At 62.8% G+C, this 16,507-nt stretch carries 15 protein-coding genes; 10 read left to right on the top strand and 5 right to left on the bottom strand.

All coding sequences use genetic code 11. The annotated features are described in order from the left end of the window. Nucleotides 1-11 precede the first annotated feature (11 nt). The 4 genes from gyrB to dnaA all read right to left on the bottom strand — a co-directional run bounded on the left by gyrB (nt 12) and on the right by dnaA (nt 6,160). Nucleotides 12-2,426, bottom strand: coding sequence for a DNA topoisomerase (ATP-hydrolyzing) subunit B (gene gyrB / locus H156_RS0107700; RefSeq protein ID WP_017364408.1), 2,415 nt, complete (start codon nt 2,424-2,426; stop codon nt 12-14). Nucleotides 2,427-2,567: 141 nt separating this feature from the next. Then, nucleotides 2,568-3,647, bottom strand: coding sequence for a DNA replication/repair protein RecF (recF, locus tag H156_RS0107695; protein ID WP_017364409.1), 1,080 nt, complete (start codon nt 3,645-3,647; stop codon nt 2,568-2,570). Between the two features lie 52 nt (nt 3,648-3,699). Then, nucleotides 3,700-4,800 carry a DNA polymerase III subunit beta gene (dnaN, locus tag H156_RS0107690; RefSeq protein ID WP_017364410.1) on the bottom strand — a complete coding sequence of 367 codons (1,101 nt, stop codon included), beginning with the start codon at nt 4,798-4,800 and terminating at the stop codon, nt 3,700-3,702. Nucleotides 4,801-4,831: 31 nt separating this feature from the next. Beyond that, nucleotides 4,832-6,160, bottom strand: a complete 1,329-nt coding sequence (gene dnaA / locus H156_RS0107685; RefSeq protein WP_010962221.1) for a chromosomal replication initiator protein DnaA — start codon at nt 6,158-6,160, stop codon at nt 4,832-4,834. Nucleotides 6,161-6,323: 163 nt separating this feature from the next. Here dnaA and rpmH point away from each other — a divergent pair, with 163 nt between their 5' ends. The 5 genes from rpmH to mnmE are packed head-to-tail and all read left to right on the top strand — an operon-like array spanning nt 6,324 to nt 10,044. Next, nucleotides 6,324-6,458 carry a 50S ribosomal protein L34 gene (gene rpmH, locus H156_RS0107680; protein WP_010962222.1) on the top strand — a complete coding sequence of 45 codons (135 nt, stop codon included), beginning with the start codon at nt 6,324-6,326 and terminating at the stop codon, nt 6,456-6,458. Continuing rightward, nucleotides 6,458-6,844 (top strand): ribonuclease P protein component, encoded by a 387-nt coding sequence (gene rnpA, locus H156_RS0107675; RefSeq protein WP_010962223.1) that lies wholly within the window; start codon nt 6,458-6,460, stop codon nt 6,842-6,844. The genes rpmH and rnpA overlap by 1 nt, the downstream gene beginning before the upstream one ends. Next, on the top strand, nt 6,820-7,047 hold the full coding sequence (gene yidD, locus H156_RS15915; RefSeq protein WP_010962224.1) for a membrane protein insertion efficiency factor YidD: 228 nt from the start codon (nt 6,820-6,822) through the stop codon (nt 7,045-7,047). Before rnpA ends, yidD begins: the two co-directional genes overlap by 25 nt. Beyond that, entirely contained in the window at nt 7,047-8,684 is a 1,638-nt protein-coding gene (yidC, locus tag H156_RS0107670) for a membrane protein insertase YidC (RefSeq protein ID WP_017364412.1), read from the top strand. Before yidD ends, yidC begins: the two co-directional genes overlap by 1 nt. A gap of 13 nt (nt 8,685-8,697) precedes the next feature. Beyond that, complete coding sequence (gene mnmE, locus H156_RS0107665) at nt 8,698-10,044, top strand: tRNA uridine-5-carboxymethylaminomethyl(34) synthesis GTPase MnmE (protein WP_017364413.1); 1,347 nt, start codon at nt 8,698-8,700, stop codon at nt 10,042-10,044. Between the two features lie 9 nt (nt 10,045-10,053). On the opposite strand, the gene H156_RS0107660 is transcribed toward mnmE, so the two are convergent. Continuing rightward, on the bottom strand, nt 10,054-11,010 hold the full coding sequence (locus H156_RS0107660) for a LysR family transcriptional regulator (protein ID WP_010962227.1): 957 nt from the start codon (nt 11,008-11,010) through the stop codon (nt 10,054-10,056). A 225-nt stretch (nt 11,011-11,235) separates the two neighbouring features. On the opposite strand from H156_RS0107660, the gene tkt reads away from it, so the two are divergent. From tkt to hxlB, 5 genes are all read left to right on the top strand, one after another. After that, complete coding sequence (gene tkt, locus H156_RS0107655; protein WP_026597594.1) at nt 11,236-13,248, top strand: transketolase; 2,013 nt, start codon at nt 11,236-11,238, stop codon at nt 13,246-13,248. A gap of 19 nt (nt 13,249-13,267) precedes the next feature. Further along, entirely contained in the window at nt 13,268-14,332 is a 1,065-nt protein-coding gene (fba, locus tag H156_RS0107650) for a class II fructose-bisphosphate aldolase (RefSeq protein WP_017364098.1), read from the top strand. A gap of 151 nt (nt 14,333-14,483) precedes the next feature. After that, entirely contained in the window at nt 14,484-15,170 is a 687-nt protein-coding gene (locus tag H156_RS0107645; RefSeq protein ID WP_026597591.1) for a hypothetical protein, read from the top strand. A 147-nt stretch (nt 15,171-15,317) separates the two neighbouring features. Next, a complete protein-coding gene (gene hxlA, locus H156_RS0107640; RefSeq protein WP_010962231.1) occupies nt 15,318-15,965 on the top strand; it encodes a 3-hexulose-6-phosphate synthase in 648 nt (215 codons plus the stop codon). A 12-nt stretch (nt 15,966-15,977) separates the two neighbouring features. Further along, on the top strand, nt 15,978-16,507 hold a 530-nt coding region (gene hxlB / locus H156_RS0107635; RefSeq protein WP_026045767.1), incomplete at its 3' end, for a 6-phospho-3-hexuloisomerase.

The following is a 16,507-nucleotide window of genomic DNA, read 5'->3' as shown; positions in this document are numbered from 1 at the left end:
GCACGCCTGCACTACACGTCCAGATTCGCCACCTGCAGCGCGTTGCGCTCGATGAACTCACGCCGCGGCTCGACCTGATCCCCCATCAGGGTGGTGAACACCTCGTCGGCAGCGATGGCATCCTCGATGCGGACCTGCAGCAGGCGACGCGTGTTGGCATCCAGGGTCGTTTCCCAAAGCTGTTCCGGATTCATCTCCCCCAATCCCTTGTAGCGCTGAATGTGCTGTCCCTTCTTGGCCTCAGTCAGCATCCAGTCAAACAACTCCTTGAATGACCGCACCGGGCGGCGTTCGTCGTTGAAACAGACTGTGCTGGTGTCGCCGAACAAACCCGCCACACGCTGGCCGAAGGCACTCAATACGGCATAGTCATTGCCACCGAAGAATCCCGCTCCGACTTCAAAAGTCCGCTCGACCCCGTGCAGACGGCGGTCCACCTGCACCGTGAAGTCTCCCGGAGCGTCCCCGGACCGGACCGCGACGACATAGTGCGCCGGCCCTTCTGCATTCAGGATCCGCCCGACCTCCGCGAACCATTCGCGGCGCCGGGCTTCATCTTCGAGCTCTGCGGCGGACAGAGGCGGCAACACCGTCAGCGCCTCGAGGAAGGCCTCATCATAGCGGTGGGCAAGTCGGCCGATCAGCTTCCTGACGTGCAGGTACTCGTGCGACAGCTTTTCCAGGCCTTGCCCCTGGATGGGTGGGGACTGGTCGTCGACGACCAGCCGGGTCTTGTCTATGGCGAGCTGCAGCAGGTATTCGTTGAGTTCGGCGTCGTCCTTGACATAGTGCTCCTGGCGCCCTTTCTTGACCTTGTAAAGGGGTGGCTGTGCGATGTAGACATGGCCGCGGTCGACCAGCTCCGGCATCTGGCGGTAGAAAAAGGTCAGGAGGAGAGTGCGTATGTGCGAACCGTCGACGTCGGCATCGGTCATGATGATGATGCGGTGGTAGCGCAGCTTGTCCGGGTTGTATTCCTCCCGGCCGATGCCGCACCCCAAGGCGGTGATGAGAGTTCCGACTTCTTCCGACGACAGCATCTTGTCGAACCGCGCCCGTTCGACGTTCAGGATCTTGCCTTTGAGCGGAAGAATGGCCTGGCTGCGCCGGTCCCGTCCCTGTTTGGCGGAACCGCCGGCGGAATCGCCCTCGACGATGAACAGCTCAGAAAGTGCCGGGTCCTTCTCCTGGCAGTCCGCCAGCTTGCCTGGCAGACCCGCGATATCCAGCGCGGACTTGCGGCGTGTCATTTCCCTGGCCTTCCGGGCCGCCTCCCGGGCGCGGGCCGCATCGACGACCTTGTTGGCAATGGTCCGGGCAATCGACGGATTCTCCAGCAGGAAGTCGTTCAGCTTCTCCGCCATGACCGATTCGACCACGGATTTCACTTCCGATGACACCAGCTTTTCTTTGGTCTGGGAAGAGAACTTGGGGTCCGGCACCTTCACCGACAACACCGCAGTCAGTCCTTCGCGGGCATCGTCGCCGACGGTGACGACCTTCTGCTTCTTCAGCAGCCCCTGTTCTTCGATGTACTGGTTTACGGTACGTGTGAGGGCGGCGCGGAAGCCGGCCAGATGCGTCCCCCCGTCGCGCTGGGGAATGTTGTTGGTGTAGCAGAAAACGTTTTCCTGATAAGAATCGTTCCACTGCATGGCGATCTCGACGCCGACGCCATCCCGTTCAGCCTGGAGATGGAATACCTTGTCGAACAGCGGTGTCTTGTTCTTGTTCAGGTGCTCGACGAAAGCCCGGATGCCGCCCTCGAACTCGAACACCTCGTTCTTTCCACTGCGCTTATCCTCCAGCTCGATCCGCACGCCGGAATTGAGGAAGGACAGCTCTCTCAGGCGCTTGGCAAGGATCTCGTAGTGAAACTCTATATTGGAAAAAATCTGGGGACTGGGCTTGAACCGCACCGTCGTTCCCGTCGTATCGGCCGGCCCGACCTCCGCCAAGGGCGCCAGAGGCTCCCCGTCCCGATATTCCTGCCGGTAACGCCTCCCCCCCCGGCAGATCTCCAGCCAGAGCCTTTCGGACAATGCGTTGACCACGGAAACGCCCACGCCGTGCAACCCTCCCGACACCTTGTATGCGTTGTCGTCGAACTTGCCCCCGGCATGGAGCACGGTCATGATCACTTCGGCGGCCGAACGCCCCTCTTCGGGATGGATATCGACAGGAATGCCGCGGCCATCATCGGAGACCGTGACCGATTCATCCTCGTGGACCGTCACACAGATACGCTTGCAGTAGCCGGCCATGGCTTCGTCGATCGAGTTGTCCACGACCTCGAAGACCATGTGATGCAGCCCCGTCCCGTCATCGGTGTCGCCGATGTACATGCCCGGACGCTTGCGCACCGCGTCGAGCCCTTTGAGAATCTTGATGTGGGAGCTGTCGTATTCGTTAGGCTTGGTAGTCATTCGATTGAGTCATTTAATCGTGAAAGTCGCTCAACCTTGCTCACCCGCTCCCTTGGGAGCGGGCGGGGCGAGGGGAAACGAGCATGGCGTGAAGGTCGCTTTCGTAAAGCGGGAAAGCGGGTCGCCGGGATCGTCTCATTCTCATGAGCCAGTGCGGATGCGACCTTGTTCCACGTGGAACACCCTGGCGGTCCGGCCGACCACGGCCGCCACCCCCTGAGTGGCGCCGGAAAAAGTAACGAAGGACTGCAAGCCGGTCGACTTGACCAGGCTCAGCAGCCGCTCCTGGTTGCGGGAATCCAGTTCCGAAGCAATGTCATCGACCAGAAGGCAGACCCGACCCGGCTGATCCGCTTCCAGCAGGCCGGCTTGCGCCAGCAAAAGCGCATAGGTCAGGAGCTTCAGCTGGCCCCGCGACAAATAGTCCCTGGCCGGCCGCCCCCCGACCAGCACCGCGAAATCCCCTTTTTGGGGACCCGGCTCCGTATAGCCCAACCGCCGGTCCGTCGGCTGGGATGCGGCGAGAGCGTCCGCATAGGACCATCCCGCTCGCCACCCCGGACGAACCACCAGTTCGACATCCGTCCGGCCGAGCAATGCGAACACCATTTCCCCGAAATGCATCCGAATCCGATCAAGGTAGGACGATCGCAGTTCGGCGATCATTGTACCCCATCGTGCCAGCTCTCCCGACCATGCCGCCAGACTCGAACCGGGCGCCTCGCCCCGGAGTACCGCATTGCGCTGCTCGAGTGTGCGCGAAAAGCGGCGCAGCAGATCGAGATAGCCCTGTTCCACGTGGAACACCCCCCAATCGAGCATCTGCCTTCGCCATCGAGGCGGCCCCTCGAGCAGTGCAACGCTGGCAGGATGGATCAAGACAGCAGGAAAAAGGCGGATCAATTGCGCACTGGAATCACAGCTCCGCCCCCCGACACGGACTTCCTTCTCGCTGCGACCGAGGCGAACGCCCACCGCAATACCCGCTCCCGGCCGCCCGATACTACCGGAAACCGTAAGACACGGCCGATCGAAACGGATGATCCGGCCGGACTGCGGGGAGCGAAAGGATTTGCCCCGACTGAGAAGATAAATCGCCTCAAGCAGCGAAGTCTTGCCGCTGCCGTTGGCTCCGAACAGCAGATTGAGCCCCTCGCCGGGACTCAGGCTGGCGGATTCGATATTACGGACATCGGCAATGTCGAGCTTCAGCAGCGCCATACGGTGCCGGCGGTTCCGACTCCTTTGCTCCTCAAGGCCGGATATTCCGGCATCAGAGACGCATCGGCATCACAATGAAGCGGTACCTGGAATCCGACAAATCTTCTATCAGGCAACTGCCATTGGCATCGGTAAAGGACATGCGCACCGCATCCGAAGCCACCGCGTTGATCGCATCGAGCAGATAGGAGGCATTGAAACCCACCGCGAAGGCCTCGCCGGACACGTCGGCAGGCACCTCGTCTTCCGCCTCCTCATGCTCTGGATTCTGCGCCCTGAGACGGATGAGCCCCTCTCCGATTTCCAGGCTGACGCCCTTGAACTTCTCGTTGGACAGCACGGCGACCCGCGTCAGTGCACCGCGCAGTTCATGGCGGTCGACCACGACGACCCGGCAAGCCGTCTTTGGAATCACACGCTCATAATCCGGATATCGACCCTCGACCAGCTTCACGGCGAAACTGAATGTGCCGAACAGGATCCTGACGTTATTCGCCGATATCCGCACGCTCGCCGAGCCTTCCACGCGAGCCAGAAGACGCCCCAGCTCCAGAACCCCCTTTCGGGGAATGATGATCTGCCTGGCGACGTCCGGCATTCCGTCCACAACATCCTCGAACAGCGCCAGCCGATGGCCATCGGACGCCACAGCCCGTATCCGACCCTGCCGGATTTCCAGAAGCAGACCATTCAGATAATAGCGCACGTCCTGCTGAGCCATAGCGAAAGCCGTCTTCTCGATGGCCCGCCGCAGCAACTGCGCCTCGCAGTCGAACACCGCCTCCGGATCGCCATGCTCGAAGTTGGGATAGTTCTCCGCCGGCAGTGCACCCAAAATGAAACGGCTCTTGCCGCATTGCAGCGATACTCGCTCCGGCTTCACGTCGAATGCTAGCTCCCCGCCCTCCGGCAGGAGCCTGCAGATGTCCATAAGTTTGCGCGCAGGCACGGTGAAACGCCCGGATTCCTTACCTTCCATGTCGGTATTTGCAACCAGCTGAACCTCCAGATCGGTCCCGGCCAGTTCCATCCGTCCGGCCTCCACCTCGATCAGCACGTTCGAAAGAATCGGCAGCGTCTGGCGCCGCTCGATGACACCGATGACCTGCTGCAGCGGCAATAACAAATCTTCCCGCAAGATACGGAATTTCATGGCTCGAGCCCTTGGCGAAAGAAACGGGGTGTCAGTTGGAGAGAATACGCAGAAGATTGGAAAAATCCTCCATGAATCTGGCATCGCTCTCCTTGAGCTCCTGTACTTTCCGGCAGGCATGCAGCACCGTGGTGTGATCCCGCCCACCGAACATCTGACCGATCTCCGGCAGGCTATGGCTGGTCAGCTCCTTGGACAAAGCCATGGCGATCTGGCGTGGCCGGGTGAGCGAACGCGTGCGTTTGTTCGACAACAGGTCGGCCTGACGGATCTTGAAATACTCCGAGACCGTTTTCTGGATGTTTTCCACGTTGATCATCCGGTCCTGCAGCGCGATCAGGTCGCGCAAGGCCTCCTTGGCAAACTCCAGGGTGATCGGCCGCCCGGTGAACTGCGCGTTGGCGATGACGCGACGAAGCGCGCCCTCCAGCTCACGGATATTGGAGCGAATACGCTTGCCGATGAAAAACGCCACCTCCGGTGACAGATCGATGCCGGACTGCTGGGCCTTGCTCATGAGAATGGCGACCCGCGTCTCCAGATCGGGCGGCTCGATGGCCACCGGCAATCCCCAGCCAAACCGCGATTTGAGCCGCTCTTCCAGGCCCTTGATCTCTTTGGGGTAGCGGTCACAGGTAAGCACCACCTGATGCTTGTTTTCCAGCAGGGTGTTGAATGTGTGGAAAAACTCCTCCTGCGAGCGCTCCTTGCCTGCGAAAAACTGGATGTCGTCGATCAGCAGGGCATCGACGGTACGGTAAAACTCCTTGAAGGCGTTGATCGCATTATGCTGCAGCGCCTTCACCATATCGGAAACGAAGCGCTCGGAATGCAGATAAACGATGTTGGCCGCCGGATTTCCGCGGAGAATTTCGTTGCCGATGGCGTGCATCAAATGGGTCTTACCAAGACCGACGCCACCATAAATGAACAGCGGATTATAGGCGCGCCCCACGTTCTGCGCCACCTGCAGCGAGGCAGCCTTCGCCAGCTGGTTGGACTTGCCTTCGACGAAATTACCGAAAATGAAGGCGCTGTTCAGGTTGTTAGGCACCTGTTTGCGTGCCGGAGCGGTCTTGCGGGGGGGATTCGCCGACCTCATCTGGGCCGCCTCGGCGGCGCGCGAACCGATCTCCAGCACGACGTTGGGGGCGGAGTCGCGGTTCTGCTCGGACACGACCTCCTCGATCTTACCGATGAAATGCTGCTTCACCCAGTCGAGAACGAACCGGTTCGGCGCCAGAAGACGCAACTCCCCCCCGTCCTCCACCGCCTGCAACGGCCTGATCCAGGTGTTGAACTGTTGCGGAGGAAGTTCGCCTTCAAGCTTGCTGATGCAATGACTCCAAAGCACGCTCATCGGGGATATCCTTAGGGAAACTGGCAGGGGCGGGCCGCCCCGGAAGGGGGGATTATTCTACCGGAAAATGGCCCCTTACCAGATTCTTGACGGCGAACGTACCGCATCTTATAGTTACGCTCTTTTTCTTTTTGCCGCTGCTCGGCATCAAGCAGGACCGATCATGAAAAGAACCTATCAACCAAGCAAGATCAAGCGCGTGCGCACCCACGGCTTCCGCGCCCGCATGAAGACCCGCGGCGGCCGCGCCGTCCTCAGCGCCCGGCGCGCGAAAGGGCGCAGAAAGCTCTCGGTCTGATGGAACGGCCCGTTCCCGGCCAAGGGTACGGGTTTCCCAGATCCCACCGATTGGCCAGCCCCGTCGAGTTCCGTTTCGTATTCGAAGACGCCTGCCGCTCCTCGGATTCGTGGCTCACGGTGCTGGCCCGCCCCAACAGCCTGGCCCATCCACGGTTGGGCTTGGCGCTCTCCCGGAAGCAGATTCGAAAAGCGGTCGATCGCAACCGGATCAAGCGACTGGTTCGCGAATCGTTCCGTCTTCGCCAGGCACAGCTCGGCACCATCGATTATGTCGTCATGGCCCGCACCCCGGCAACCAGCGTGAATTCCGCCGTCCTGCTGCGCGCCCTGGAAAAACACTGGCTCATACTGACCCGACGATGCAGCGGCTCCTCATCACCCTGATCAGGCTCTACCAATACCTGCTCAGCCCCTGGCTCGGCCATCACTGCCGTTTCTTCCCCACTTGCTCGAACTATGCCATGGACGCCATCGGACGCTTTGGCGCGATGCGCGGAGCATACCTTACAATACGGCGGCTCATGAGATGCCACCCCTGGCATCCTGGCGGCATCGATCCGGTCCCGGAAAAACTTGGAAAACAATAATGGATAACCTACGGTTTGTGCTTTTCGTCTTTTTCATATTCCTGAGCTTCCTGCTATGGGAGCAGTGGCAGATCGACTACGGCCCGAAGCCCCAAGCCGTGGCCCAGACCGACGGCGCCTCCCGCCCGGCAGGCGATCTGCCGCAACGGCCCAGCGACGACGAGAGCGGCGTAACGGTGCACACCGAAGCACCGACGCAGGAAGGCAGTCGGCGCATCCGGGTCCACACCGACGTCCTCAGCCTCGAAATCGACACCCGCGGTGGCGACCTGCGCCAACTCGACCTGCTCAACTACCCCGTCAGCAAGGAGCAGCCGGACCGGCCCGTGCGCCTCCTGACCGACCAGGGCGACATCTTCGTCGCCCAGAGCGGCTTCATCGGTGCCGCCCAGCAGGTCCCCAACCATCACAGCCTCTGGCAGGCCGAAGCCGGCGAGTACCGCCTACAAGATGGCCAGGACATCCTACGCGTACCCCTCACCTGGACCGACGGCCAGGGCGTGACGGTGACCAAGACATACATCCTCCGGCGCGGCAGCTATCTGATCGACATGGAACAGACGATCGACAACCGCTCGAACACCAACTGGACGGGCCGCCAGTACATGCAACTCCAGCGCAAGGAACCAACCAGTGCGCAGGAAGACTCTCAATTCATCCGTACCTACACCGGCGGTGTCCTGCACACTGAGGACAAAAGCTACGAGAAGATCGCCTTCAAGGACATGGCGAGCGGCAACCTGGACGCGAAATCCCGCCAAGGCTGGATCGCCATGATCCAGCATTACTTCCTCGCCGCCTGGGTTCCTCCCGCGGAAGACGAATCGACCTTCTACACCAAGGCGCTGGCCGACCGCGTTTTCGTGATCGGCGCCTACTCGCCCCCGGCCGAGGTCCCGGCAGGCAGCAGCCAGACACTCAAAGCCCGGCTGTTCGCCGGCCCCAAGCTGCAGCACGTGCTGGAAGGCATTGCCCCCGGCCTCGAGCTGACCGCCGACTTCGGCATCCTGACCGTCATCGCCAAGCCCATCTACTGGCTGCTGGAAACATTCCACGGCTTTTTCAACAACTGGGGCTGGGCCATCATTTTCGTGACCCTGGTCATCAAGGCGCTGTTCTTCAAGCTCTCCGAAGCCAGCTACCGTTCCATGGCCAACATGCGGAAGCTGCAACCCAAGCTGGTGGAATTGAAGGAGCGCTATGGCGAGGACCGCCAGCGCTACAACCAGGCGATGATGGAACTCTACCGCAAGGAGAAGGTCAACCCACTCGGCGGCTGCCTCCCGATCCTGGTTCAGATCCCGGTATTCATCTCGCTGTACTGGGTGCTGGTCGAAAGCGTGGATCTGCGCCAAGCGCCGTTCCTGCTCTGGCTGGACGATCTTTCGTCCAAAGACCCGTACTTCGTCCTGCCGCTCATCATGGGTGTTTCCATGTTCATCCAGCAGCGCCTGAACCCGCCGCCTACCGACCCGATCCAGGCACGGGTGATGCAGTTCTTTCCACTGGTCTTCACGGTGTTCTTCCTCTTCTTCCCCTCGGGGCTGGTGCTGTACTGGGTGGTCAACAACATTCTCTCGATCATCCAACAGTGGTACATCACCCGCCAGATCGAGAAAAACACCGCCAGGGCCTAGTCCTCGCCCGGCGATGGCAGCCCCCGATCGAGACACCATAACCGCGATCGCCACGCCGCCCGGCAAGGGCGGCGTCGGCATCGTCCGCATTTCCGGCAGCAATCTCGGACCGGTTCTCGACGCCCTGCTCGGCCGCCCGCCGCGTCCCCGCTACGCCGAGTTCCGCCATTTCCTGGACGCCGACGGCCGCGCCATCGACAGCGGTATCGCACTGTATTTTCCCGCACCCCGCTCGTTCACGGGCGAAAACGTCCTCGAACTGCACGGCCATGGCGGCCCAGTGGTCCTGGACCTCCTGCTGCGACGTACGCTGCAGTTGGGATGCCGGCTCGCCCGACCGGGGGAGTTTTCCGAACGCGCCTATCTGAACGGAAAGCTGGACCTCGCCCAGGCCGAAGCCATCGCCGACCTCATCGACAGCAGCACCGAAGAAAGCGCCCGCTCTGCACAGCGCTCGCTCCAGGGCGAGTTTTCCGCTCACATCCATCACCTGCAGGAATGCCTCGTCCGGCTCCGGACCTACGTCGAAGCCGCCATCGACTTCAGCGACGAGGACATCGACCTGCTGGATGACGCCACTCTCGGCCATGAGATCACCGGACTACTGGACGAGCTCGACACCATCGACACCAAGGCGCACCAAGGGGCATTGCTGCGCGAAGGTCTCACGACGGTGATCGCAGGACGTCCCAATGTCGGCAAATCCAGCCTGCTCAACGCCCTGGCCGGCCGCGACTTGGCGATCGTGACCGAGATTCCCGGCACCACCCGCGACCTCCTCCGCGAATCGCTGCAGGTTGGCGGCCTCCCCCTGCATATCGTCGACACCGCGGGACTGCGCGACAGCGAAGACCCGATCGAACGCGAAGGCATCCGGCGCGCCCGGGATGCACTCGCCAACGCCGACTGCATCCTGCTGGTCTGCGACGCCCGCCACACCGAAGCCGGCGACGCCCTGCCGGCGGACCTGCCGGAAACCATCCCGCTCATCCGGATCTTCAACAAGATCGACCTGACGGGGGCGCCGGCATCCCTGACGGTCCAACGAGAAACCACCGTGATCCATCTTTCCGCTCGCACCGGCGAAGGTGTCGATCTGCTGAGGCAGGAAATCATCCGTCGCGCGGGTTACAAGAAAGGCACCGAAGGGGTGTTCAGTGCCCGCCGACGGCATCTGGACGCCATCCGAAGAGCCCGCGCCGCCGTGGCCAACGCCCGCCTCTACCTGCACACCAAGACTGCCGAACTCCTGGCCGAGGAACTCCGCGCCGCCCAGAAAGCGCTGGGCGAGATCACTGGCGAATTCACCAATGAGGACTTGCTGAACCGGATATTTTCGAGTTTCTGTCTCGGCAAATAGTCTCTCCCCTCAATATTCCATCGCTCCGACCACCGCCTCCTTCCCGGCGCCGAGGATTGCATTGAATGGCGCGACGAACCGCCGGGCCTCACTTCGCACGAACTCCTCAAACGCCGTGGCCGTCGCCGACAAGCGCTTGCCCGCCCGATGCACGATGTACCACTGACGCATGATCGGAAATGCTTCCACGTCCAGCACCACCACCCGGCGGTCGGCGAGTTCGCGTTCGACCGTATGTATCGAGACCAGTCCCAGCCCCAGACCGACTTCGACTCCCTGCTTGATGGCTCCGTTGGTGTTCATTTCCATGCTGGCGAGCACCCGCACCCCCCGCTCGGCGAAGAACCGCTCGACCGCATTGCGGGTGCCCGACCCCTGTTCGCGCATGAGAAACGTCTCATTGCGCAAGTCCTCCAGACGTATGCCTTTTTCGCCTACCCGGGGATGATCCGTCGGCGCAATGATGACCAAGGGATTGTCCATGAACGCCTCGGCCACGAGGTCCATGTCATCCGGCGGACGCCCCATCAGCACCGTATCCACTTCGTTGTCGTCGAGCATCTGCAGCAGCCCCTTGCGATTGGTCACCTTGAAATTCACCCGCACCTTCGGATAGCGCTTGCAGAAGTCCGCCAGCAGCCGGATCGCGAAATAATGCACCGTGCTCGCCACCGCGACGACCAGCCGCCCGCCTTCCATGCCTTTCAACTCCTCGATGAGCTGCTCGGCCTCATCGAGCTGAAGCGAAATCTGCCGACTCAATCGATACAGCTCCTCGCCGGCACGGGTGAGGAAGATTTTTTTTCCCAAGCGCTCGAACAATGGCAGCCCTATGCTCTCCTCGAACTGTTTGATCTGCATCGAAACGGCGGGCTGCGTCAGATAGAGCTCTTCCGCCGCGCGCGTGAAACTCAGCCGCCGCGCGACCCGCTCGAAGACCTTCAACTGCCGGAGGGTAATGTTCATGGATAATTTTTATTTATTATTTTGTTAATATAGACTGATTTTCTCTTATCCTGGATTGCCAATAAATTAGGCGCCCCGAGTCACGCCGGCCGTTTCAGCGCGGCGCGCCCGCCCCCCCGCGCCGGTTCCTCGAGGCGTGACAAGATGGAATTTACTGAGGGATAATACATTGTTTCAGAATTTTCCACGCATCCCAGCGAGCAGACAACATTGGAGGAGACCGACATGAGGACGCGACGAGAACTCGCCAACGCCATACGCGCCTTGAGCATGGATGCCGTGCAGAAGGCCAACTCGGGCCATCCCGGGGCGCCGATGGGGATGGCGGACATTGCCGAGGTGCTGTGGAACGACTACCTGTGCCACAACCCGGCCAATCCGAAGTGGCCCAACCGCGACCGCTTCGTGCTGTCCAACGGCCACGGCTCGATGCTGATCTATTCCCTGCTGCATCTGACCGGCTACGATCTGCCCATCGAGGAGCTGCAGAACTTCCGTCAGCTCCACTCCAAAACCCCCGGCCATCCCGAATACGGCTACACCCCCGGGGTGGAGACCACCACGGGTCCGCTGGGCCAGGGCATCACCAACGCCGTCGGCATGGCCCTGGCCGAGCGCACGCTCGCCGGCCAGTTCAACCGCCCCGGCCATACCATCGTCGACCATTACACCTACGTCTTCCTGGGCGATGGCTGCCTGATGGAGGGCATCTCCCACGAGGCCTGCTCGCTGGCCGGCTCCATGAAGCTGGGCAAGCTGATCGCCTTCTACGACGACAACAACATCTCCATCGACGGCGAAGTGCGCGGCCATGGCGGCGTGCCCGGCTGGTTCATGGACGATACCCCCCGGCGCTTCGAGGCTTACGGCTGGCACGTGATCCCCAAGGTCGACGGGCATGATCCGGACGCCGTGAAGGCGGCCATCGAGGAAGCCCGCGCGGTCACCGACAAACCGTCGCTGATCTGCTGCCAGACCATCATCGGCTGGGGTTCGCCCAACAAACAGGGCAAGGAAGACTGCCACGGCGCCGCCCTCGGCACCGACGAGGTCGCCTTGACCCGCGAGAACATCGGCTGGTCGCACCCGCCTTTCGAAATCCCGGCCGACATCTACGAGGCCTGGAGCGCGCGCGAGACCGGCGCCAAGGCCGAAGGCGAGTGGAACGACCGCTTCGAAAACTACCGCCGCGAATTCCCCGAGCTGGCCGCCGAGTTCGAACGCCGCATGGCCGGCGAATTGCCCCGCGACTGGGCGGAGAAATCCGCCGCCTTCGTGGCCCAGGTGAACGAGAAGGCCGAGACCATCGCCAGCCGCAAGGCTTCCCAGAACGCCCTCAACGGCTTCGGGCCCCTGCTGCCGGAGATCCTGGGCGGCTCCGCCGACCTCGCCGGCTCCAACCTGACCCTGTGGTCCGGCTGCAAGGACGTCAACGCCCCCGGCCACGACGGCAACTACGTCTACTACGGCGTGCGTGAATTCGGCATGTCCGCCATCATGAACGGCATCGCCCTGCACGGTGGCTTCAAGCCCTACGGCGCGACCTTCCTGATGTTCTCCGAATATGCCCGCAACGCGCTGCGCATGTCGGCCCTGATGAAGATCCCGGTGATCTACGTCTACACCCACGACTCCATCGGCCTGGGTGAGGACGGCCCCACCCACCAGCCCGTCGAGCAGACCGCCACCCTGCGCCTGATCCCCAACATGCAGGTCTGGCGGCCGTGCGACGCGGTGGAATCGGCGGTGGCCTGGAAGTGCGCGATCGAGCGCCGGGACGGTCCCTCCGCCCTGATCTTCTCGCGCCAGAACCTGCCGCACATGCCCCGCACGCCGGAGCAGATCGCCGCGATCGCCAAGGGCGGCTATGTCCTGGTTGACTGCACCGGCACCCCCGACCTCATCCTGCTGGCCACCGGCTCGGAGGTCGAGCTGGCGGTGAAAGCGGCCGAGGCCCTGACCGCCAAGGGCAGGCAGGTGCGGGTGGTGTCGATGGCCTCCACCAACGTGTTCGATGCCCAGGAGCCGGCGTACCGCGACAGCGTGCTGCCGCCCGCCGTGACCCGCCGCCTCGCCATCGAGGCCGGTGTCAGCGACGGCTGGTGGAAATACGTCGGCAGCCATGGCAAAGTTATCGGCCTGGACCGCTTCGGCGAATCCGCGCCGGCCGGCGTGCTGTTCAAGACCTTCGGCTTCACCGTCGACAACGTGGTCGGCCAGGCCGAGGCCTTGTTCTAACCTCACCCGAGACCATCCCATGGCTTTGATCTCCCTGCGCCAACTGCTGGACCACGCCGCCGAGCACGGCTACGGCCTGCCGGCGTTCAACGTCAACAACATGGAGCAGATCAAGGCCATCATGGAGGCGGCTTCGGCCGTGGACGCCCCGGTGATCCTGCAGGGCTCGGCCGGCGCGAGGACCTATGCCGGCGAGCCGTTCCTGCGCCATCTGGTGCAGGCCGCCATCGAGATGTATCCGCACATCCCGGTGTGCATGCATCAGGATCACGGCGCCTCCCCGGCGGTGTGCATCCGCTCCATCCAATCCGGCTTCAGCTCGGTGATGATGGACGGCTCCCTGCTGGAGGACATGAAAACCCCGGCCAGCTATGCGTACAATGTCGAGACCACCCGCAAGGTGGTCGAGATGGCGCATGCCTGTGGGGTATCGGTGGAAGGCGAACTCGGCTGCCTGGGCTCGCTGGAAACCGGCCGGGCAGGGAAGGAAGACGGCCATGGCGCGGAAGGGGAGCTGGACCACTCGCTGCTGCTGACCGATCCGGACGAGGCGGCGGATTTCGTCCGCCAGACCCAGGTCGATGCCCTGGCGATCGCCATCGGCACCAGCCACGGCGCCTACAAGTTCACCCGCAAACCGACCGGGCAGGTGCTGCGGATCGACCGAGTCAAGGCGATCCACCAGCGGATCCCCACTATCCATCTGGTGATGCACGGCTCGTCTTCGGTCCCCGAGGAGTGGGCGCAGATGATCAACGACTACGGCGGCGACATCGGCCAGACCTACGGCGTGCCGGTCGAGGAGATCGTCGAGGGCATCCGCCACGGTGTCCGCAAGGTCAACATCGATACCGACCTGCGCATCGCCTCCTACGGCGCCATGCGCAGGTTCATGGTCGAGGACAGGAAGAACTTCGACCCGCGCAAGCTCTACAAGGCCGCGCAAACCGCCATGACCGCGATCTGCCGGGCCCGCTACGAGGCCTTCGGCGCCGCCGGCCAGGCCGCCAAGATCAAGCCCCTGCGCCTGGAGGACATGAGCTTGGCGTATGCCCAGGGCAAACTCGATCCGATCGTCCGCTAGCGCGGTGGGCCGAACGGGCGCCGGGAGGCGGACGTGAAAGCGTCCGGCAACGGAACGCAAGCGATGCAATTGGAAAAACAAGGGGGGCGATCCCGCAACCCGCCCCGCCGAGCTTTTGTACCCAACTGACCAGACTTATGGGGGAAACCACGTGAAGAAACCGTTCTCGACCCACATCCTGTCCGCAGCCCTGCTGCTGGCCGCCCCGCTCGCGGGCGCCGCCGATTATCCGCCCGACTTCAAGCCGTCGGTGATCTATCGGGATCCCAGCCTGACCGGCAAGCCCGCGGCCCCCGAAGCCGCCCCGCCGGCCCAACCCCAGGCAGCGCCCGCCGCGTCTGCCCGCCCGGCACCGGCGGCCCCCGCCAAGACCGAGGCAGCCCCCGAACCCCAGGCCGCACCGTCCAGCCCCGCCAAACCCGCCCCGGACACCGGCTCGGATTATTACCTGTTCGGCGGCGTGGTCGCCGCCCTCATCGGCTTCGTGCTCTGGAGCAGCCGCCGTCCGGCCACCGCCCACCCGGCCGCAACCGCCGCAGCGGCCGCCCCCGCCGCCGCACCGGCGCCGGCAGCCACCGGCGTCGCCAAATACCTCCAGGCCCAAGGGCTCGCCACCGGCCCCGAAACCGGTGTCGCCAAATACCTCAAGGCGCTGCCGGAACCCGTCCGTACCGCCGAAACCGGCGTGGCCCGCTACCTCAAGAACCTGCCACTGCCCGAAGTGGCTGCCGCCGCCGAAACCGGTGTCGCCAGGTACATCAAGAACCTGCCCAAGCCCGCCGTCGTGGCCACGGGCGAAACCGGCGTCACCAAGTACCTGAAAAGCCTCAACGGCTGACCCTGCGAAAGGGGAGGGGCTGCATTGACAGCGGCCCCCTCACTCTTTACAGTTGGGAAATTGTGCGTTTAGCAATACCCCATAACTCCTAAGGCTTAAGCCCGACTTTTTTCTCTCTACCTTACTTTTTTGATCGGAGGAGATCTCATGGCAAGACCATTGATTCAGCTCGCCCTGGACACGCTGGACATCCCGCAGACCCTGAAGCTCGCAAGCCTCACCGCGCCCTATGTCGATATCTTCGAAATCGGCACCCCCAGCATCAAGCACAACGGCATCGCCCTGGTGAAGGAGTTCAAAAAACGCTTCCCCAACAAGCTGCTCCTGGTCGACCTCAAAACCATGGACGCCGGTGAATACGAAGCCACCCCCTTCTTCGCCGCCGGCGCCGACATCACCACCGTCCTCGGCGTCGCAGGACTGGCCACCATCAAGGGCGTCATCAACGCCGCCAACAAGCACAACGCCGAGGTCCAGGTCGACCTGATCAACGTCCCCGACAAGGCCGCCTGCGCCCGTGAGTCCGCCAAGGCCGGCGCCCAGATCGTCGGCATCCACACCGGCCTCGACGCCCAGGCCGCCGGCCAGACCCCCTTCGCCGACCTCCAGGCCATCGCCAAGCTCGGCCTCCCCGTCCGCATCTCCGTCGCCGGCGGCATCAAGGCCTCCACCGCCCAACAGGTCGTCAAAACCGGTGCCAACATCATCGTCGTCGGAGCCGCCATCTACGGCGCCGCCTCCCCCGCCGATGCCGCGCGCGAAATCTACGAACAGGTCGTCGCCGCTTCCGCCTAATCGGGAATTTGCATGCATCAGAAACTGATCATAGACAAAATCTCCGGCATCCTCGCCGCCACCGATGCCGGCTATGATGCAAAACTGACTGCCATGCTCGACCAGGCCTCCCGCATCTTCGTCGCGGGGGCCGGCCGGTCGGGGCTGGTCGCCAAGTTCTTCGCCATGCGCCTCATGCACGGCGGCTATGACGTCTTCGTCGTCGGCGAAATCGTCACCCCCAGCATCCGCAAGGGCGACTTGCTGATCGTGATCTCCGGCTCCGGTGAAACCGAAACCATGCTCGCCTTCACCAAAAAAGCCAAGGAGCAGGGCGCCTCCATCGCCCTCATCTCCACCCGCGACAGCTCCTCCCTCGGCGACCTCGCCGACTCCGTCTTCCGCATCGGCTCCCCAGAGCTCTTCGGAAAAGTCGTCGGCATGCCCATGGGCACCGTCTTCGAGCTCTCCACCCTCCTCTTCCTCGAGGCCACCATCTCTCACATCATCCACGAGAAAGGCATCCCCGAAGAAGAAATGAGAACTCGTCACGCCAACCTGGA

The organism is Methylococcus capsulatus str. Texas = ATCC 19069 (genome assembly GCF_000424685.1).
Lineage (GTDB): Bacteria > Pseudomonadota > Gammaproteobacteria > Methylococcales > Methylococcaceae > Methylococcus > Methylococcus capsulatus.
Note: the sequence above shows the minus strand (reverse complement) of the source record. Positions and strands in the feature narration are given on the sequence as shown.

Bases quoted from the DNA above. Each gene is read 5' to 3' on its own strand.
- H156_RS0107660 (WP_010962227.1), bottom strand. From the start codon at position 11,010: ATGAACATTACCCTCCGGCAGTTGAAGGTCTTCGAGCGGGTCGCGCGG.
- yidD (WP_010962224.1), top strand. From the start codon at position 6,820: ATGCAGCGGCTCCTCATCACCCTGATCAGGCTCTACCAATACCTGCTC.
- tkt (WP_026597594.1), top strand. From the start codon at position 11,236: ATGAGGACGCGACGAGAACTCGCCAACGCCATACGCGCCTTGAGCATG.
- dnaN (WP_017364410.1), bottom strand. From the start codon at position 4,800: ATGAAATTCCGTATCTTGCGGGAAGATTTGTTATTGCCGCTGCAGCAG.
- gyrB (WP_017364408.1), bottom strand. From the start codon at position 2,426: ATGACTACCAAGCCTAACGAATACGACAGCTCCCACATCAAGATTCTC.
- dnaA (WP_010962221.1), bottom strand. From the start codon at position 6,160: ATGAGCGTGCTTTGGAGTCATTGCATCAGCAAGCTTGAAGGCGAACTT.
- rpmH (WP_010962222.1), top strand. From the start codon at position 6,324: ATGAAAAGAACCTATCAACCAAGCAAGATCAAGCGCGTGCGCACCCAC.
- hxlA (WP_010962231.1), top strand. From the start codon at position 15,318: ATGGCAAGACCATTGATTCAGCTCGCCCTGGACACGCTGGACATCCCG.
- fba (WP_017364098.1), top strand. From the start codon at position 13,268: ATGGCTTTGATCTCCCTGCGCCAACTGCTGGACCACGCCGCCGAGCAC.
- yidC (WP_017364412.1), top strand. From the start codon at position 7,047: ATGGATAACCTACGGTTTGTGCTTTTCGTCTTTTTCATATTCCTGAGC.
- rnpA (WP_010962223.1), top strand. From the start codon at position 6,458: ATGGAACGGCCCGTTCCCGGCCAAGGGTACGGGTTTCCCAGATCCCAC.
- mnmE (WP_017364413.1), top strand. From the start codon at position 8,698: ATGGCAGCCCCCGATCGAGACACCATAACCGCGATCGCCACGCCGCCC.
- recF (WP_017364409.1), bottom strand. From the start codon at position 3,647: ATGGCGCTGCTGAAGCTCGACATTGCCGATGTCCGTAATATCGAATCC.